The organism is Solitalea koreensis, assembly GCF_900182575.1.
GTDB classification, from domain to species: Bacteria; Bacteroidota; Bacteroidia; order Sphingobacteriales; family Sphingobacteriaceae; genus Solitalea; species Solitalea koreensis.
This window is the reverse complement of sequence record NZ_FXSZ01000002.1, coordinates 161736-181463: the sequence shown is the minus strand read 5'-3', so window position 1 is coordinate 181463 and position 19728 is coordinate 161736. Positions and strand designations below refer to the sequence as shown.

Here is a 19728-nt window from a genome sequence, read left to right as displayed (position 1 = left end):
TCTTTTCCTAATTTTTTTCAGCCATGTATAACTATTTTACAATCGCTCAATTTCGACTTGTTGAGTTGTGACCGTTGACTGATACAGTTGCTCTATTGGTGATTGACCTGCGTTATTTTTATCCCTATCCAGCTGAACCAGAATCTTACGATATTCAAACGGTATTACCATAACGAAATCTTCAATTCTACGTGACCAGTTGTTAAGAATCACCTTGGCTTTTGGGCTACCAGTATACTCGTAATGCTGTTTTATAAGCTCAAATAATTCATTCTGACGTTGTTCATCAATTACTTTCTCTACAGCAACCATACTTAGATTGCAGTTCTTTTTGAACTTTTTATCCTGATCAAAAACATAGGAAATACCGCCACTCATACCTGCCGCAAAATTTTTACCTGTGTGGCCCAACACAACTACAATCCCGCCAGTCATGTATTCACAAGCATGATCACCAACTCCCTCAACTACCACTTGAGCACCTGAGTTTCTAACAGCAAAGCGTTGGCCAGCTATTCCTGAAAAGAAAGCCTTTCCTGAAGTTGCTCCATATAGGCAAGTATTGCCTACAATTACGTTTTTATGCGGTTCAAGTTTTGATCGTTGAGGTGGAGCAATAATAATTTTTCCTCCCGATAATCCTTTACCAACGTAATCGTTAGCATCACCTCTTAAATTCATTGTTAATCCGCTAGGGATAAACGCTCCGAAGCTTTGTCCGGCAGTACCGGTTAGATTTAGGGTGATATGATCTTCAGGTAATCCTTTGGCTCCATGGCGTAATGAAATCTCACTGCCCAGCATAGTACCAAATGTGCGGTACACGTTATAAATCTTTTTATCGATGGAAGCTGATATTTTACCATCTAATGCTTCTTTAACTTCATCGATAAGTTCATGATCAATAGCTTCTCCTGTAGCATGAACTTGTTTTTTTACATTGCGATAAATCGCATCAGTTGGTTCTGCTTTGTAGAATAAGGGAGTGAAATCCAATCCTTGAGCTTTGTAATGGCTTATGGCTTTATTCGTTTTTAAACGCTGAACCTGGCCAATCATATCTTCGAATGTGCGATAACCTAATTGAGCCATATACTGACGAACTTCTTCAGCAACAAAAAGAAGGTAGTTTTGAACGTATTCAGGTTTACCATGGTATTTACTACGTAGATACTTATCTTGCGTTGCAATGCCTACCGGACAAGTGTTTAAATGGCATTTACGCATCATAATACAACCTGTGGCGATAAGTACGGAGGTCGCGAAACCAAATTCTTCAGCTCCTAATAAAGCCCCGATAACTACGTCTCGACCAGTTTTTAATTGTCCGTCAACTTGCAGACGGATTTGACCACGCAGTTTGTTAAGTACCAGCGTTTGCTGAGCTTCGGCTAAACCGAGCTCCCATGGCATGCCAGCGTGTTTAATAGAAGTAGCAGGGGAGGCACCGGTTCCGCCATCATAACCAGAAATGGTTATTGAATCAGCGAGTGCTTTTGCTACTCCGGCAGCTACGGTACCGACACCTGTTGATGAAACCAGTTTAACACTGATATCGGCCCAACGGTTCGCATTTTTTAAATCGAAGATCAATTGTGAAAGGTCTTCAATTGAATAGATGTCATGGTGAGGAGGAGGAGAAATCAATGAAACTCCAGGAATGGTATGACGCAACTTTGAAATGTATTCGTCTACTTTAAAACCTGGTAATTGTCCACCTTCTCCAGGTTTTGCACCTTGAGCTACTTTAATCTGTAATTCGTCTGCATTGATTAAATAGTTGGATGTTACCCCAAAGCGTCCGGAAGCAACTTGTTTGATTGCCGATCGGCGAAGGTCCCCGTTTGCATCGGGTTTAAAACGAATTTCATCTTCACCACCTTCGCCCGTATTGCTTTTTCCACCTAAACGGTTCATTGCAATGGCCATGGTTTCATGCGCTTCACGCGATATAGAACCGATTGACATAGCCCCCGTTACGAATCGTTTAACGATTTCTTTGGCAGGTTCCACTTCGTTCAAAGGAATTGACGTTCTTTCTTCCAGATCAAAATCAAATAGTCCTCTTAAGAAACAAAGTTCTTCATCGCGCTCATTTACCAGCTTGGCAAATTTTTCATAGATAGCTGGGTCGTTCTTCCATGCAGCCTGTTGCAGTAAGTGAACAGTTTCAGGGTTGTAAGCATGATATTCGCCTTGCTGGCGCCAGTGATATTCACCACCGGTAGAGAGCTTGTCGAAGTAGTGTTTTTCAACTTTGTATGCATTCTCGTGACGGGTTTTAAGTTCTTGTTCTAATTCGGACATCCCTATACCCTCGATTACCGAGCTGGTGCCCTCAAAAAATTTACCGATTACATCTGTATTTAAGCCAATTGCTTCAAAGATCTGAGCGCCCTGGTAACTTACCAAGGTAGAGATACCCATTTTGGCCATAATCTTTAATAATCCTTTTTTTAGAGCGCTTATATAATTTTTGTGTGCTTTACTTTCATTAATGCCCTTCTCCAACTGACCGGTCATTTCCATGTCAGTTAATGATTCAAAGGCAAGGTATGGGTTGATACCGCCGGCTCCGTATGCAAGCAATAAAGCCGCATGATGCACTTCACGAACTTCACCACTCTCCACCACAATACCTGTTTTGCCACGTTTGTTGGCACGTATTAAATAATGATGTACTGCTGAAACTGCCAAAAGGGTAGGGATTGGGGCACGTTTACGCGAATAATTTCGATCAGATAAGATAATTAACCTGAAACCTTGATCAACACACTCTTCAACTTGTTTGCAAAGTGTTGCAACAGCATCTTCAAGTGATTGTTCATATAATGGATAGCATACATCGACTACTTTTGAGCGGAAACCCGACATTTTCAGTTGCTTTAATTGCTCCAATTCATCGTTACTGAAGATAGGTTGGGCAATTTCAAGCGTTTTACAGTTAATCGGATTATCTTCAAGAATATTGTAAGCTCCGCCGATTGTGATTCTTAGCGACATTACTAAATCTTCACGAATAGAATCAATTGCTGGATTAGTTACTTGCGCAAAACGTTGTTTGAAATAATTGTAAAGCAGTTTTGGGCGGGTAGATAATACCGCAAGAGGCGTGTCGGTTCCCATAGCGTACGTTGCCTCCTGACTGTCTTCAGCCATTGGTTTCATAAGCATGTGTAACTCCTCGTAAGTGTAACCAAATACACGCTGACTCAATCGAAGATTGTCATGAGTAGGTTGATGAGCCTGAGCAGGAGCCGGAATATCTTTTAAACGAATGCGGTGTTCGTCTACCCATTGTGAAAATGGAGCTTGTTCACTTACTCTTTTTTTGATTGCTTGGTCGTCAAATATATCACCGGTTGTGGTGTCAATCAGGATCATTTTCCCCGATCCTAAATTTCCTTTGCGTTTGATGTTTTCTTCTGGAATTGGTAAAACTCCAGATTCAGATGCCATGATAAAATACCCGTCGTAGGTTTCTGTAAAACGAACAGGACGTAATCCATTTCGGTCAAGACAAGCTCCAATTTGTAAACCATTAGTAAACATCATTGCTGCCGGGCCATCCCAAGGTTCCATTAATGAGCTGCCATATTCGTAAAAACCTCTTAATTCCGGTGATAATCGATCGTCATTTTCCCAAGCTTGTGGCATCATTAGCATCATGGCATGTTCCATATTTCTGCCACTTTGAATCAGCAATTCAAAATAATTGTCGAAAGATGCAGAATCAGAGTTGCCTTCCTGAATGGTTGGGAATAATCGTTCTAAATCATTTGCAAAAAGGTTTGACTCGAGTTGTTTTTCACGTGATTTTGCCCAGTTTTGGTTACCTTCCAAAGTATTAATTTCACCATTGTGCGCTATGTATCGGAACGGCTGGGCAAGGCTCCAGGTAGGGAAGGTATTGGTTGAATAACGCTGATGAACTAAAGCAAGTGAGCTCGTGAAATCAGGATCCTGAAAATCAGTAAAATAGTCTTCCAGCTGCCAGGCATTGAACATGCCCTTGTAAACAATAACACGTGAAGAAAGACTGGTTATGTAAAAGAAGTTCTTTTGCTCGATGGAAGAAGCTTTAATTTTTTTCTCTATTTGACGACGAATAAGATACAACTTCCTTTCAAAGGCATCCGTATCGGCTTCCGTACGCTGTATAAAGAATTGATAGATTAATGGTTCGAGGTGTAAAAGATTACGTGATAGACAGGTATTTACACAAGGAACTTTTCTCCATCCCAAAAATATTTCCTTTTCCGCTAGAATTACTTCTTCTACTAATTTGCGGCAAATTGCCGCTTCAGATTCATTTCTTGGAAGAAAGGTCATCCCAACAGCGTATTCTTCTTCATCTGGAAGAGAAAAAGAATTAACCGTAGCCTTCTTAAAAAATAAGTGAGGAATTTGAGTTAGGATTCCGGCTCCATCACCAGCATATGGATCTTCACCAGTAGCACCACGATGTTGCAGATTTTTTAAAATTTGCAAACCATTTATGACTACTTCATGTGAGCGTTCTCCATTCTTGTGTACGATGCTCCCTACGCCACAGGCGTCTTTCTCATGAGCAGGATTATATAAGCCCTGTTTCGGGGGCAGTCCATTAGTTATCATGTGCGTTCTCCTCAGTTATTATACGTTCGAACCACACAAGTTTTATTAAATTGGTTTTTAAAGATACAATTGTTTACAATATTATCAAAACACAATTGAAAATTATATTAATATTTTAACTGAGCCCTATTTTTAACTATTAATTTGAAAATGAGACAAGATTATTACTATGTTTTTTTAAGAAAAATTCAATTAGGTTCAGAAAAAATAAAAGGCTATCTCATAATTGAAATAGCCTTTAATGACTGCGTTTCCAAGAACTTTATTTACTTTTTAAACTTAGTTGAAACTACTAAATCTTTCGTTCCTTGTGAATAAATATAAAATCCTTCCCCAGATTTAATACCTTTTTTTCCTGCAGTAACCATATTTACCAATAATGGACATGGAGCATATTTAGGATTGCCAAAACCATCTTGTAGTACATTCAAAATTGAAAGACAAACATCCAATCCAATAAAATCGGCTAGTTGAAGTGGCCCCATTGGGTGAGCCATACCTAATTTCATTACCGTATCGATTTCTTCAACACCCGCAACGCCTTCATATAATGTATAAATAGCTTCATTGATCATCGGCATTAAAATACGATTAGCAACAAAGCCCGGATAATCGTTCACTTCTGTTGGGATTTTGTTTAATTTCTTCGATAATTCCATTGTTATGGCTGCAACCTCATCGCTGGTAGCATAACCTCGAATTACCTCTACCAACTTCATAATTGGAACCGGATTCATAAAATGCATACCAATTACTTTGTCGGCACGATTAGTTACTGAACCAATTTTTGTAATAGAAATAGAAGATGTATTGGAAGCTAGAATAGCTTCTGGTTTGGCGAATGTATCCAGATCTTTAAAGATTTTAAGTTTTAAATCTTCATTTTCTGTAGCAGCCTCTACAACTAGATCAGCAAACTGAACCCCTTGCTTTAAATCGGTGAAAATTTGAATATTGGAAAGTGTAGTGGTTTTATCTGCTTCAGAAATACTTCCTTTTGCAACTTGACGATCCAAATTTTTAGTGATTGTACCCAATCCACGATCTAATGCTTCTTTTGATACATCAATGAGAGAAACAAGAAATCCGAACTGAGCAAAAGTATGCGCGATGCCGTTGCCCATAGTGCCGGATCCGATCACTGCTACATTTTTAATTATACTCATATTATATAAGGTTGGTGATATTGAGTTGGAAGAATATAAATTCTTTGCTAAGATAGGAATAGTTAGTTTCTAGGATTAAATTTGATTAAAAAACTTAGCACCATGATTAGTAAAACGATGGAGAAATTGCTCAACGAGCAAATAAACAAAGAGCTATATTCTGCAAACTTATATTTATCAATGTGTTCCTATTTTAAGGATTTGGAATTAGATGGATTTGCCAATTTTTATCGTATTCAATCTAAAGAAGAATTATTTCATGCGAGTAAGCAGTTTGATTACATGCATGACGTAGGAGGAAAGGTCACGATGATGGCTGTAGACGCACCTGAAACGAAATTCAAATCAATTATACATGTGTTTCAGCTCACCTTGGAGCACGAAAAAACAGTAACCTCCAGCATCAATAATTTAGTAAATCAAGCGTTATCAGAAAGCGATTTCGCCACTCATAATTTTTTGCAGTGGTTTATTGCTGAACAAGTAGAAGAAGAAGCCTCCATTTCTAACCTCTTAAAAAAACTCGAAATGATAGGTGATAACAGTTCAGCAATGTATTTATTGAATGCCGAATTAGGACAACGCACGTATAAAGAAAAAAGTGCAGGTAGTAATAATTGATTAATTTATGAATCGTCCTGAAATAGGTTGACAGATTTTATACTAATCCCGGTTATGCAAGTGACCGGGATTTTTGTTGGTAAACACTTTCTGGTGTTTTCATTTGCAAAGATAAATGAGGACGGTAATTGTTGTATAAGTTTACCGCTTCTTCTGCCAATAATTTTGCATGTAGCTTTGATTTAAGCACACTCCCCAAGCCAAATTCTTCTTTTAAAGTTCTATTCATCCGTTCGGCCAGCGCATTTTCATAGGGATCTGACTGTTCGGTCATGCTCATTCTAATGGCGTGGGCGTCAGCGATACTTACATACTCTGCACTGCAATATTGTAATCCTCTGTCAGAATGATGGATCAATTCGGTGTTTTTTGTTTTACGATTCTTAATGGCCATTTGAAAGGCCTGTTTATAGGTCAGTTCCTGATCTTTCATATAGTTAACACTTCTTGTGTCAACTTATTTCAGGACGCTACAATAAGTCATAAAAAGAAAGCCCGAACAATAAAATTCGGGCTTTCTTTTTATGACTTATGATTAAAAATTTGAATTAGGCTCTTTATTCATTTTTTCATCTATGTATTCAATCACTTTATTGTATAAGTGAACACGATCTTTACCAATCACATTATGTTCATGACCCGGGTAAACAAAATAATCAATTGGAATATTGTTATCCACGCAGCTTTTAATGAATTTAAGGCTATGCTGCCAAACCACCACTGGATCCACCGCCCCATGAATCAACATTAAACTACCTTTAAGGTTTTGTGCTTTATCCAATAAAGACGTTTGTGCATAACCTTTAGGGTTGGCTTGAGGAGTGTCCATATAACGCTCGGTGTACATTACTTCATAATATCTCCAATCAATTACCGGCCCGCCAGCAACACCTACCTTAAATACTTCAGGATAGTTTAACATTAAGCTTGTAGTCATAAAACCACCATAGCTCCATCCATGCACCGCAATTTTATCACCATTGATGTATGGTAATGATTTGATATAATTAATACCAACCATTTGGTCTTTCATTTCTTCCTGACCTAATTTTCTAAAAGTTACTTGTTCGAAATCCATTCCACGGTTAGCACTGCCACGACCATCAACAGTTAAAATCACATAACCCTTGTTGGCTAAATAATACATCCAGAATGATGCGCCATTTGTCCAACTATCATTAATAAGTTGCACATTAGGGCCATTGTAAACATATAATACAACCGGATATTTTTTTGTAGGATCAAAGTTATAAGGCTTAATAATACGTCCGTATAACAATTTACCATCATCTGCTTTTAAACGTACGATTTCGGTTTTTCCGAATTGATAACCGGCTAAAGGATTTTTAGAATTCAGTAAGGTTACTGAAATTTTACCATTAGTCGATAAAAGGTTCACCTTATGAGGAACGGTTGAACTGCTAAATTGATCTAACAGGTATTTTCCGTCTGCTGAAAGTAACGCCCCATCATGGTAACCTTCTTCATTTGTCAAACGAACAACTTCAAATTCAGAAGTTTTATGTTTTTGTTTTAAATCTACCATGTAAACCTGCAGATCAATGTTATCCGCATTATTACCCACAAAGAACACTTTGTTTTCTGATTCGTCAGTTCCTAAGAATTTTCTTACAATGATTTTACCCGTATTAATATGGTTAATCAATTTGCCTGAATAATCATATTGTAGGAAATGATTGTACCCATTTACCGCACTTAACCATAAAAAGCTATCTTTTAAGTTAATGGCAGCCTTCTCCGGACGAACGTATTTTGCATTGTATTCAGAGAATAAGGATCTTAAAAAAGCTCCACTTGCAGCGTCGTACTGATTATATCTCAATTCATTTTGATCGCGGTTGATTTCTGCAATGAAAATTGACTTTTCATCACTGCTCCAGCTTATATTGGTAAAGTATTTATCTGAAGGTTCTCCTGTTTGTAAGTAAATAGTTTTTCCAGTCTTAATATTATAAACACCAACTGTCACCTTATGACTTTTCATTCCAGCCATTGGATATTTGATCTTTACTTCTTTAGCTGGAATAGAGTTAATATCTACTAAAGGATAGTCTGTTACTTGACGTGCATCTTCACGATAAAAGGCAAGTAGATTACCTTGTGGCGACCAGAAAGTTCCTTTGTCGATACCAAATTCTTCACGGTGCGTGCTCTTTCCGCTTTTAATTCCCCATTCGGTATCATTCGTTACCTGAGTGGTTTTGCCATCATTACTGATAAATAAATTATCGCCAATGGTGCAGGCTGTATTTCCAGTTACCGGATCGATATCAATATTTTCGCCTTCTACAATAAAAATATTAATGATTTCAGCTTTTTTGGTGGCGAGATCGAACTTATAACGATTACCTCCCACAATAACGGTAAAGTGACCCGGGTCAATCCATTTTACTGCAGGCATGGCTTTTAATGCTCCACCTACTGCTTGATTTAGTTCATCAAAGCTCAAAACGGGTACTGGTTTTTGATCAGCAACTGATGCAATTAGTAGATTTTGACCATCCGTGTAGGCATAGGAATTCGTTTTTCCGATCCATTGTAGGCCCTTTAGGCGTTCTTCGCCGAAGACAGAATAACGACGAAGGATCGCATCATCTAAGTTTATTACCCTATTCTGGGCATAAACAATTGATGTGCCTCCAATGATCAAAAAGGCGATGGCAATAATTCTAGATTTAATATTCATTACTAGGTTGGTTTAATGTGTCCTCAAAAATATTATTAAGAATGAAAAATAGAAATAACTTTTAAGTCTCCAGGTTATAACAACGATAGAGAGAGATTATAAGATAATTGATGCTTAATCTAAATTTATCAGCTCACCAAACGAAATTATATCTGCTTTAGAAGGGAGGGCATCAAACTGTGGTATTCTTCCCAAACACGGCAAACCTGAATAATTTAGGATGAAAGTTTCAGAGTTAGAATTTGGTTCTCCGTTAAAAATTAGACCTCTAACTGGAATGCTATTTTGTTTTAGCATTTCGATGGAAAGCAAAGTATGATTAATGCTTCCCAAATAGTTTTGTGAAACCAAAATCACCTCACATTTAAGATGTTTGATCAAATCAATAATGAGTTCTGTAGAATTTAATGGAACCATTAATCCTCCTGCTCCTTCAATTACGAGTTGATTTGAAGTATTCGGAAGTTTACATTTTGTCAATTCAATAGTAATTCCATCAATTTCTGCAGACTTATGAGGAGAAAATGGCTGGGTTAAACGATAGGATTCAGGATGAAAATAGGTTTTAGCATTGCACACTAATTTCTGCACAGTCATTGTGTCGGAATTATTCAGATCACCAGATTGAATAGGTTTCCAATAATCAGCTTGTAGTTTTTCAACAACAATGGCCGAAATCAGTGTTTTACCAACACCAGTTCCGATTCCAGTAATAAAAATTGGGGTCATGATAAATTAATAATCTGCCCCAAAGATTACTACTAAATTTCAACTATGTACTAAATATTTTTTTTTTAAGTATTTATGTATCGATAGGCCTTGCTTAATTATTATCAAATTCTGTGATTTTTCCTTCATAAATGGTGTATTTAACATTATAATCATCATCAAATATTACAAAATCAGCAGCGTAACCCGCTTTAATTTTACCTAAATAATGATCCATATTTACCACTTTGGACGGATATAATGAGGCCATTCGTAAAGCTTCTTCAACTTCAAGATCAGCCTTTTCAATACAGTTTTTTACAGCGCGCATCATAGTAAGTGATGAGCCTGCTAATGTGCCATTTTCAGTTACGAAATGCTCTGAATCCAATTTATAGATATAATCACCTGAAAGATTTTCGACTACAGCATCTGTAATTATGAACAATCGGTTTTGCATGATCTTTTTACTGATTCTAACGCTTGCAAAATCAGTATGATAACCGTCGGGTATTATGCTGGCATAAACATCGGGTGAATCATAGATGGCACCTACAAGTCCAGGTTCACGATGAGAAAAAGTAGACATGGCATTGAAAAGATGAGTACAAGTGGTAATACCCTTTGAAAATGCTTCTTTAGCCTGATTGAAAGTAGCATTACTATGGCCTGCGGAAATAATAATGTTGTGGTCTTGCAACAACTGAATACACTCATCCGTGCAATGTTCAGGAGCAAGGGTTATCATCCTTATCACATCTCCACCTTCTTTTATAAGTTCTTCCAAATGCTGAATAGAAGGTGATTGGATGAACTTTTCAATATGTGCTCCTTTTTTAGATGAGTTAATAAACGGTCCTTCAAGATGAAGTCCAATAAGACCTTTTCCACCTTCATCAATGTACTCTTGAGCTGCTTTGATACATTTTTTAACCATCTCATCTGAAATTGTCGGAATAGTGATTAAAAAATGTGTAGTGCCTGACTTTAAAAAATCAGCATGAATTTTCTCTAACGATTTTTTAGTAGGCTCAGCAAAAAATAAACTATCACCACCTCCATAAACTTGGATATCAATAAATCCAGGAGCAACATTATTCCCTTTTAGATCAATGGCTCTAATATCTGATGGAAGATCTTTCTCGTCAATGAGGTCAATAATGGTTTCCTCCTCAATTAAAATGACCTTTTTTGTTTCAATGCTACAGCCGGTGTAAATGGTAGAATTCTTTAATGCATACATATAAATTTTGGTTTGATTATTCGTCGCCTAAATAGAATAAATAGTATTCTGATTACCAACTACCATTAGTTATTTTTTATAAATATTGATACTGTTAGTCAAACTAATTATTTGTTCATCCGAATTATAAATATGTAGGCAGATTCTTAAGCGTTCTGTTCCTCTTGCAACCGTTGGATAACGTACCATACCAACATCAAAACCAAGTTCATTAAGTTGGGTTGCAGCAGCTATTACATTTTCATTTCCAGGTATGATAATGGACTGAATCGAAGTACTGCTTGGAATCCATCTTGTCACATCTTTCATTCTTTTTCTGAAGAGGTCGATCTTTTCTTTTAACTGCAACTGAAGTTCGGGATGGTTAGAAAGGTAATTGTAGGATGATTTGATGGATACGAGTTCATGAAAAGGCGCTGCAGTGGTAAAAATAAAGCTTCTGGCATTGTTTATAAGGTATTCACGTAATTTTTTTGAACCTAAAACCACTGCACCATGTGAACCTATTGCTTTTCCAAATGTATGGATGCGGGCAAATATCCGATCTTCCATACCCAATTTAGATACTAAACCTTTTCCATTTTGACCTAAAATACCACTTGAATGTGCTTCATCAATAATGATAGCCGCATTGTAACTTTCAGCCAGCTCTATTATTTTCAATAAATCAGAAATATCTCCATCCATTGAATAAATACTTTCTATCCCAATGAAAATATTTCCTGTAGCAATTTTTAATTTGCTTTCAAGACTTTCGAGATCATTATGTTTAAATTTATAACGTTGAGCATAACTTAATCTGGAACCGTCAATTATACAGGCATGAATTTTCTCATCAAGGATAATAGTGTCACCTTTTTGTGGTAGCGAAGAGAATATACCCAGATTGGCATCATATCCAGAATTAAATAACAGTCCGGACTCCGCATTGTGAAAATCAGCCAGCCATTGTTCAAGTTCTTCAGCATAAGGTGAATTTCCTGAAATAAGACGAGAACCTGTAGCTCCTAATCGATAATCAGGATATTTTTCCAGTTCAGTTTCAATGTTTCTTTTGATCTCTGAGTTTTGAGCAAGTCCAAGGTAGTCGTTAGAAGAAAAATCAATCAGACCTTTTTTGTTTTTTAATATCCTAAAAGCACTGTTAGCTTTAAGAGTTTCTAATTTTTGTTCAAGAAAATGTTCAATAGCTGCAGACATTTGGTTCAATTTGCCTGCAATTTAAAAAACTAAAGGCACCTTTTGGAGGTGCCTTTAGTTTTAAATAACAATATTAGTTTTAATTAATTTTGCGTAGGTTTTTCAGCCGGTTTTGAATCTTTCCGGTTTTCTTTCATTTTGTTCATTCTTTCTTGTTTCATTGCTGAATAACTGCTGTATTGTTTTTCATCAAGCACAGCTTTTAACGCTACATCTTTTTCGTCTGAAATTTGCTTCATTCCGGTCATCATTGCGTCACGATCACCTTTGCTGGAAGCACGAAGAGCATCCATCTTTTTGGCGGCGTCCAGGTTGATATCCTGTACTTTTTTTTGTTGATCGGCATTTAATGAAAGCTCTTTCGTCATGTGCTCAGTTTGCATGGTAGCACGTTCCTCAGGAGTTCTTTGCGTGCGCTCTTGAGCGAATACAGCGGTTGCAAATACAACCGGCAAAATTAGCGCGATTAATTTTTTCATATTCTTGATTTTTTTATTGAACCTTTTTGATTAAATAAAACATAAAAGGTTTAATCAATTTACGAATTATTTTTTATTCATCATTCGATTTAAGTTTTGTCACTGATTTTTGCAATTGTTCTACCATTTCGGTTAGTTTCTCAAGTGATGGTTCCCCAACAGGAGATGGAAATGCAGTACTGATATAAGCTTTAGCCTTCCATATTTCCAGTACATCCTCAGCATTTATCGAATAAGTTTCGTATGATTTGTTATCTGATTGCAAACGCAGTGTTTTGTTCTCCTTTATCTTATTGATAACTCTTTTGTAAACGATTCCTTCATCCTTACTAAGGATAACATAGGTTTCTCCCGTTTTAACGTCGTTGAAATTTGGAATATATTCACCAACTACTATTGTTCCTGATTCCAATGGAAGCATGGAATCACCTTTAAGTTCAAAGGCTCTGAAAGTACCGCCACGAAGAAAGGGAAGATGGAACTTTGGTAGCTCAGCTACATATTGAGGATCGGCATATCCATTTAAATAACCAGCACTCGCTTTAGCAGGAACCAATTCCACATTCTCGTTATTATTTTGATCAACGGTAATACTTAATACACGCATCCCATTGCCAATGGCGCTTTTTTGTTCTTCTGCTAGTTTCTCTTTTTTCAGAAACCATTTATCGCTGATACGCTCCGAAATAAATTCATCAACCGATATACTAAATAAATTAGCTATTTTGATTAAGAGCTCTGTTTTAGGTTCCGCTCTGTCTTCTTCATACGCTCCTATAACAGCACGTTTAACTTCTAATTGATCAGCCAATTGTTGTTGTGTGAGGCTAATTCTTTTTCTCAGGTACTTGAGGTTCTGTGAAATAATTCCCATAAATATTTTGCAAAAAATTATTATACTAAAAATAATAGTATATATTTGCTAATAAAGTTAGTGATTATTTCTGCAAAAACAACAGGATATTTAAATAAGCCATATATATGTTCAGAAATCTTAATTCTTCGGTATCATTTTCAATAAAAGGTTTCATTTATTTTATGACTGATAGAAACCGTTCAATTATTACAGTTGGTTATACTGATAACCTTTATAAGACTGTAAACATATACAGGAATACTGCTGAGTTATTTGTTGATGAAAATAAGAAATCAATGAGATTAGTTTATTTTGAACAATATGATAATGAGGTATTATTAAAAAAGCGTTGTGATGAATTACAACGCTTAACTAAGGCTCAAAGGGAGCGAATAATTCGTACGGTAAATCCAAACTGGAACGATCTTTCAATAAAAATCACCTCCAATGAAATCATTGATCTTAGCATTTTGAATATTCAATCTGGAAAATTAATTGAGCCATTAAGATGATATGTAATGGGTATAAAAAAGCTTCTCTTATGAAGAAGCTTCTTAAGTAAATGCTTGGTATAATTAATTGGGAAGCATCACGGAATTAATAACGTGAATTATGCCATTTTTCTGCATTACGTCAGATTGAGTAATCATTGATTTTCCACCTTTTTCATCCACAAGTTCGATACTTTTCATATCGGCGCTCATTATTGCGGTTAATATTCTGCCACTTACAGTTTTTAATGTGGCATATCCACCGCCGTTTTTTATTGTTTTTATTAATGATTTCGCATCTATTTTACTTGCGACAACATGGTAGGTTAAAATTTTAATTAAAATGGTTTTGTTTTCAGGTCTTAATAACGACATAAATGTACCATCTGGAAGTTTGTTAAAAGCATCATTAGTTGGAGCAAAAACAGTAAAAGGACCTTTACCCTTTAGTACATCAACTAAGTTTGCAGCTTGAACAGCCGTTATAAGAGTAGTATGATCCTTTGAATTCACAGCATTGTCAACAATGTCTTTTGTTGGATACATTTCTGCGCCACCTACTACTGGGTTAGACATTTTTTGGGCAAAAGCTGATACTGCAAAAGCTATTGCGATCACTAAGGTTAAAATATTTTTTTTCATGGTTTCATTTTTTATTCAGATAAACGAAACCAAAGACTGTTCGGATTTTCACAAATCACATTTTTATTAAGAATATTTTTTAGTAATAACTATAAGTAATAGATGTCTTTATATAAAAAAAGCCCCCAATAAGTGGCTAACTTTTTGAGGGCACTGCATATTCAAAGGCTTCTTGTTCAATTGCTAATAATACCTTGAATCGGATTTCCTATTGAACCATTGGGTTCCAGAATGTTTAAGAAATCTGCTATGGTAGGGGCGATGTCTTTTATTTCAGTTCTTTCAGAGCTCGATTTCGCTTGAACTTTCCATCCATACCATAATAGAGGTACATGAGTGTCGTATCGATATGAACTTCCATGTGTTGTACCTTTATTTGAGCCTCCCATCCAGTTGGGCTGAAGTTGAATTAATATGTCGCCTGATCGTTTTACATTCATTCCATTTTTTATCATAGTCGAAAAATAATCTGGAACATAGGCAGAAGAAAGGTTATGAAGATCGATTACATCAGCAATTGCCTCTTGTTTTAGTAAGAACTCGCGAATAGTTGAAAAAACTTTATCATAGACAATACCTGATTGTTTTAACTGTTCACGATTAATATAAATTTGATCATTAATTTCAGATTCAATCCATTTACCTGCACCCAATTGTTCGATAAGGTATGCATTCAACGCTTTTATAGTTTTGCCGCCATCAAAAGTTCCGGCAGGAATTTTAAAATCATTGTTAAAAGCAGCCACATTGGCAACGCCATGATCTGCAGTTAGAAAAACGAGTACATTTTCTTTGCCAATCCAGTTATCTAAAAATGAAAGTAATTCAGCTAAATCTTTATCTAATCGTAGGTAAGTATCCTCTGTTTCAATTGAATAAGGACCAAATGAATGACCAACATAATCTGTAGAAGAAAAACTAACTGCAAGAAAATCAGTTACTTTTCCTTTTCCTAGTTTTTCATTTTGTATAGCAGCAATTGCAAAATTTTTAGTGAGTGTATTTCCCCAAGGACTAGTAAGGAGTAAGTCATATTTAGGGGTCTTATGTGGAAAAACAGGTTTTGCTTCACCAGATAATTGACCTTCATATGGCTGATCATCAATCGTACTTTCTGTATATTCTGAAATTGGAAATAAGGTATTCCAGGTTTGAGCAAGGTAAGAGTCTGATGGCTTCTTAGCATTATAATCCTGAACCCATTTTGGTAATTCGTTCATATAGTAGGAACTTGTTATCCAAGTGCCTGTTGATGAATCATTCCAATAAGCTGCATTTGCAGTATGTCCTGCCGGTAAAATAGATCCACGGTCTTTTATGGCAATACCAATTACTTTTGATTCAAAAAAATTCGATAAGCGCAATTGATCAGTAATTGTAGTGGTAAGTAAATTCCGGGGCGACATTAGTCCTGCCTTCGAATTGTTTCCTACTGTTCTTACACTTGTATCTTCGGTACAATAAACACTTTTTTTAGCGGAGCGATCATACCAATTATTTCCAGCTATTCCATTAATAACAGGCGCACTACCTGTATAAATGGCTGCATGTCCAGGACCGGTATAAGTTGGTACATAATGGTAATGATTATTCTTACAGTTGTAACCTTCTCTCATTAATCTTTTAAAACCGTTATTTGAATATTTGTCAAAATATCGATAAAGAAAATCGTAGCGCATTTGATCAATGACAATACCTACAATTAGTTTAGGCTTTTCAGGAATTATTTTTGCTTTTTGAGCAAGTGCAAGGGTAGAATTGAGGAGAATGAATAATAGACTTAGCTTAAATATTTTCATTGTTGTTAATATGGTATAACCAAAAATAAAAAAGATCGCTCATGTAAGCGATCTTTTTTATATAATTTATACAATATCTTTTACCAACCACCACCGGACAAGAACAATCCGAAGGTCGGCTTAGCATTTCCACGTTGGAAAGGAAATGCATAATAGGGTTCAAGAATAGCAAAACCAAATAAATTTACTCTTAGTGTAATACCGGTACTGAAAATAGGAGAGTAAACACCTTGTTTAGTCTTCCACGATAATTCTACAGGAGCACCTTGCTTCCATGCCATTCCACTATCGAAGAATACTCCAAGATCGGAAAAGAGGAATCCTGATTTAACTTGAGCCAACTTTTCTGGCCCTGTAAGTGGCAATCTGAATTCAACATTAGCAACTGCCATGTGATCACCAATAAGCTGATCAACAGTAAGATCATCTGGACTAGTACCCGGATTATCATAAAGTGAATTTTGATTATATCCCCTTACAAATTGATCATATCCAATAAATAGAGGATATAAACGATTTAGATCTTGTTTATCACCATAGCGGCCGTAATAAATACCTCTTAATGCGATACTCCATGGCTTATGATAGAAATATTTTCGATAATCCCCATACAAAGAGTAAACATTGTAATCGCCAAATGTTCTACCGCCTTCCAATCTAAAACGCTGTCCTTTCATTGGAGAAGTAACACCAAATTGAGAATTATCACCTACATACGCCAATTCCATTGTCGCTAAACTAAATGGCCTTACTCCATAGGTTTGTTCTGCATCAACTTTCCCTTTTGATTGATAATAGTCATAGGCTTGTCCGTTTACATAAACATAATTATCTGAAATACGGTCAACACGATAACTGTATCGTGAAAGAGTAAGGTTAGCTTCATAACGTAGTGTTTGCGAAACCGGGTAATAGGTATAAAATGCAAACTGGTTTACAAATGTTCGAATTTTATCATAATTATAACTATCTGTTTCTATAACATTGCTTCCTTGATGTATAGTATCCACACTTACAAACTGATTCGCGCTAAAGTAAGGTATGTGGCTCACACCGAATCCATAATTTACTCTACCTGCTCGGTTAATGTATTGAACTTGACCTCCAAAATCATAAATTTCTCCGTTTATCTGAGCAACAGCAAATAATTGATTCCGATCAAGAATATCTCCAAATTGAAAACCTACACCTCCTGCTAAACCGGTACCATATTGTGAATAGCCAACGCCAACTCCTCCAGTGCTGCTTACGTTTACCAAGCTAAACTTAGGACGGTAAGGGGTTTTAATATATGATGTATCTTTATTGAATTGGCTAAAATTAGATAAGTTTTTTGTCAATAAGCTTTCCTGAGGAAGATCAAACGGTGGAAGAAGAGAAGCTGTAAAGTCAACCTTTTCAGGATCAACATTGAAACGTGGAAAATCTTTGGCTTGGGCTTTATATAAATTATAATCTCCCTTTTTGAATAAGCAATAAGCTATTTCATCATTAGGTCCGTTAACGCTTAATGCTGGTGCATATTCAGTGATACCACTTATGCCTGTAAAGTATTTGGTAAGCTTGTTAATTTCTCCTGTTTCAATAGTAAATTCATAGAGATTTCGCATACCATCTGCATTCGACAGGAAAAAGATTCTTTTACTATCCGCCGAAAATTGAGGATTTAGATTATTTGCGCCAGGGAAAAAATCTTTTACATCTATTCTTCCTGATGCAAGATCCAGTATACAGATTTTGAAGGAACCAAATTTTAACTTAGGAAGATCGGTATCATTTCCACGATCAGATACAAAAACTATTTTTTTTCCATCTTTTGACCATGCACCCTGTATTTCTGAATAATAATCATTGGTTAGTTGACGAACTTTTTTGGTTTGAAGATTATAAAGAAACAAATCTGAATGACCATCTTTTAAACCTGTAACTAAAATAGTATTGCCATCCGGCGACCAGGTAGGGTTGGAGAAATAGGGTAGTCCTTTAATGATTATTTGTTGTTTATTAGCACCAGTATTAATATCAACAATAACCAAATTGCTTTTTCCTTTTTCACTTACAATATATGCATATGACTTGCCATCAGGAGACCATGTTCCAGCATCCTCAATGTAGTTATAATCATCAACGTGTAATTTTTCAGTGGCTGACGACAGTTTACGTATAATACGTCCGGTACTAACTTCAGCTAAAAACAGATCAATTGAAAATAAGTTACGCTCGCTTAAGAATGTAATGTATTTACCATCCGGACTTAACACCGGTGAAATATTCATATCACCAGCATCCTCTTTTCTAATAATCCTATTGCCAACCAATGCAATAGTATCTTTCATAAAAGGGGCATAGTTCTCCATTGTGCGTGTTTTCCACATGTTAGAGAGTACCTTTTCTTCATAACCAAGTGTGCTGTCAACTGCCATTTGATACCCAAATTTTGCAGTATTTAAATAGAGTGGCTTAATGATATTGTCTCCCCAAACACCTGCTACAAATGCCCAAAATGCTTGTCCGTAACGATAAGGAAAATATTTATTAGTGGTTGATAGATCTTTAAGGGTCGGGATATCTTTATTTACAACCGCATCTCTCATCCACATTGCGGTATGGGAATCTTTACGGCCTAATGACATGTATTCAGCCATCCCTTCAACCATCCAGAGTGGAAGATTTCTTATATTATTAAGGCTGAGTGAATCATCTGATTTTAAAATATCGTATTGAAAGGCATGCACCATTTCGTGTCCAAGAACATGGTCTGTTTGGGCATAAGATTCAAAAAATGGCATAAAAATTCGATTTCTATACCCCTCAGTTACACCACCAGTTCCTACACCAATATTTTCTTCTGAAAGGGAAGTTTGTGAAAAGTCACTATGATTATTGTATATCATAATTGGATTTTTAGACTCCAATGAATGCAATAAAACACTTTTGTGCCTTCCATACCAACGTTCTGCCAAATCAGCGAATTTACGCATCACAGTATCATTTGTTTGATAATTGTAGATATCGAAATGTGGGGTTTTTAATATTGTAAATTTAAATTTTTCATACTGGACTTTGTTTCTTCCAAAGTACTGAGCATATGAAGTTTGTGTTGAAATTACTACGGTAATAACAATAAGAAAGAGTTTTCTATATGGCGAGAGATGCATGCTAGTATAAGTTATAATTATTAATATTATGTTACGATCTA

The 19728-nt window shown here is 36.1% G+C and carries 14 protein-coding genes; 2 read left to right on the top strand and 12 right to left on the bottom strand.

Annotated features, from left to right (window positions below):
* Positions 1-36: 36 nt before the first annotated feature.
* Positions 37-4617 (bottom strand): glutamate synthase large subunit, encoded by a 4581-nt coding sequence (gltB, locus tag FN756_RS03905; RefSeq protein WP_142601653.1) that lies wholly within the window; start codon positions 4615-4617, stop codon positions 37-39.
* Between the two features lie 266 nt (positions 4618-4883).
* Positions 4884-5783: a 3-hydroxybutyryl-CoA dehydrogenase gene (locus FN756_RS03900; RefSeq protein ID WP_221929008.1), complete on the bottom strand. Its 900-nt coding sequence runs from the start codon at positions 5781-5783 to the stop codon at positions 4884-4886.
* 102 nt (positions 5784-5885) lie between these two features.
* Between FN756_RS03900 and FN756_RS03895 the strand changes: the two genes are divergently transcribed.
* A complete protein-coding gene (locus FN756_RS03895) occupies positions 5886-6404 on the top strand; it encodes a ferritin (protein ID WP_142601651.1) in 519 nt (172 codons plus the stop codon).
* Positions 6405-6456: 52 nt separating this feature from the next.
* On the opposite strand, the gene FN756_RS03890 is transcribed toward FN756_RS03895, so the two are convergent.
* The 7 genes from FN756_RS03890 to FN756_RS03860 all read right to left on the bottom strand — a co-directional run bounded on the left by FN756_RS03890 (position 6457) and on the right by FN756_RS03860 (position 13615).
* Positions 6457-6837 (bottom strand): integrase core domain-containing protein, encoded by a 381-nt coding sequence (locus FN756_RS03890; protein ID WP_246085418.1) that lies wholly within the window; start codon positions 6835-6837, stop codon positions 6457-6459.
* Positions 6838-6939: 102 nt separating this feature from the next.
* On the bottom strand, positions 6940-9111 hold the full coding sequence (locus FN756_RS03885) for a S9 family peptidase (protein WP_142601649.1): 2172 nt from the start codon (positions 9109-9111) through the stop codon (positions 6940-6942).
* 114 nt (positions 9112-9225) lie between these two features.
* Positions 9226-9840, bottom strand: a complete 615-nt coding sequence (bioD, locus tag FN756_RS03880; RefSeq protein WP_142601647.1) for a dethiobiotin synthase — start codon at positions 9838-9840, stop codon at positions 9226-9228.
* A gap of 94 nt (positions 9841-9934) precedes the next feature.
* Positions 9935-11062, bottom strand: coding sequence for an N-acetylglucosamine-6-phosphate deacetylase (gene nagA / locus FN756_RS03875; protein ID WP_142601645.1), 1128 nt, complete (start codon positions 11060-11062; stop codon positions 9935-9937).
* Positions 11063-11131: 69 nt separating this feature from the next.
* Entirely contained in the window at positions 11132-12262 is a 1131-nt protein-coding gene (locus tag FN756_RS03870) for an aminotransferase class I/II-fold pyridoxal phosphate-dependent enzyme (protein ID WP_142601643.1), read from the bottom strand.
* An 83-nt stretch (positions 12263-12345) separates the two neighbouring features.
* Positions 12346-12741: a DUF4890 domain-containing protein gene (locus tag FN756_RS03865; protein ID WP_142601641.1), complete on the bottom strand. Its 396-nt coding sequence runs from the start codon at positions 12739-12741 to the stop codon at positions 12346-12348.
* A gap of 73 nt (positions 12742-12814) precedes the next feature.
* Entirely contained in the window at positions 12815-13615 is an 801-nt protein-coding gene (locus FN756_RS03860) for an XRE family transcriptional regulator (RefSeq protein WP_142601640.1), read from the bottom strand.
* Positions 13616-13722: 107 nt separating this feature from the next.
* Between FN756_RS03860 and FN756_RS03855 the strand changes: the two genes are divergently transcribed.
* The gene (locus FN756_RS03855) at positions 13723-14109 is read left to right on the top strand and encodes a GIY-YIG nuclease family protein (RefSeq protein WP_142601638.1); all 387 of its coding nucleotides are present in this window, start codon (positions 13723-13725) and stop codon (positions 14107-14109) included.
* A gap of 63 nt (positions 14110-14172) precedes the next feature.
* Here FN756_RS03855 and FN756_RS03850 read toward each other — a convergent pair whose 3' ends face one another.
* The 3 genes from FN756_RS03850 to FN756_RS03840 all read right to left on the bottom strand — a co-directional run bounded on the left by FN756_RS03850 (position 14173) and on the right by FN756_RS03840 (position 19687).
* On the bottom strand, positions 14173-14730 hold the full coding sequence (locus FN756_RS03850; protein WP_142601636.1) for a fasciclin domain-containing protein: 558 nt from the start codon (positions 14728-14730) through the stop codon (positions 14173-14175).
* A gap of 176 nt (positions 14731-14906) precedes the next feature.
* A complete protein-coding gene (pafA, locus tag FN756_RS03845) occupies positions 14907-16529 on the bottom strand; it encodes an alkaline phosphatase PafA (RefSeq protein WP_142601634.1) in 1623 nt (540 codons plus the stop codon).
* An 80-nt stretch (positions 16530-16609) separates the two neighbouring features.
* The gene (locus FN756_RS03840) at positions 16610-19687 is read right to left on the bottom strand and encodes a PD40 domain-containing protein (RefSeq protein ID WP_142601632.1); all 3078 of its coding nucleotides are present in this window, start codon (positions 19685-19687) and stop codon (positions 16610-16612) included.
* Between the last annotated feature and the right edge of the window lie 41 nt (positions 19688-19728).

Excerpts from the sequence above, each read along its gene's own strand:
- gltB (WP_142601653.1), bottom strand. The coding sequence starts at position 4,617 with ATGATAACTAATGGACTGCCCCCGAAACAGGGCTTATATAATCCTGCT.
- FN756_RS03900 (WP_221929008.1), bottom strand. The coding sequence starts at position 5,783 with ATGAGTATAATTAAAAATGTAGCAGTGATCGGATCCGGCACTATGGGC.
- FN756_RS03895 (WP_142601651.1), top strand. The coding sequence starts at position 5,886 with ATGATTAGTAAAACGATGGAGAAATTGCTCAACGAGCAAATAAACAAA.
- FN756_RS03890 (WP_246085418.1), bottom strand. The coding sequence starts at position 6,837 with ATGAAAGATCAGGAACTGACCTATAAACAGGCCTTTCAAATGGCCATT.
- FN756_RS03885 (WP_142601649.1), bottom strand. The coding sequence starts at position 9,111 with ATGAATATTAAATCTAGAATTATTGCCATCGCCTTTTTGATCATTGGA.
- bioD (WP_142601647.1), bottom strand. The coding sequence starts at position 9,840 with ATGACCCCAATTTTTATTACTGGAATCGGAACTGGTGTTGGTAAAACA.
- nagA (WP_142601645.1), bottom strand. The coding sequence starts at position 11,062 with ATGTATGCATTAAAGAATTCTACCATTTACACCGGCTGTAGCATTGAA.
- FN756_RS03870 (WP_142601643.1), bottom strand. The coding sequence starts at position 12,262 with ATGTCTGCAGCTATTGAACATTTTCTTGAACAAAAATTAGAAACTCTT.
- FN756_RS03865 (WP_142601641.1), bottom strand. The coding sequence starts at position 12,741 with ATGAAAAAATTAATCGCGCTAATTTTGCCGGTTGTATTTGCAACCGCT.
- FN756_RS03860 (WP_142601640.1), bottom strand. The coding sequence starts at position 13,615 with ATGGGAATTATTTCACAGAACCTCAAGTACCTGAGAAAAAGAATTAGC.
- FN756_RS03855 (WP_142601638.1), top strand. The coding sequence starts at position 13,723 with ATGTTCAGAAATCTTAATTCTTCGGTATCATTTTCAATAAAAGGTTTC.
- FN756_RS03850 (WP_142601636.1), bottom strand. The coding sequence starts at position 14,730 with ATGAAAAAAAATATTTTAACCTTAGTGATCGCAATAGCTTTTGCAGTA.
- pafA (WP_142601634.1), bottom strand. The coding sequence starts at position 16,529 with ATGAAAATATTTAAGCTAAGTCTATTATTCATTCTCCTCAATTCTACC.
- FN756_RS03840 (WP_142601632.1), bottom strand. The coding sequence starts at position 19,687 with ATGCATCTCTCGCCATATAGAAAACTCTTTCTTATTGTTATTACCGTA.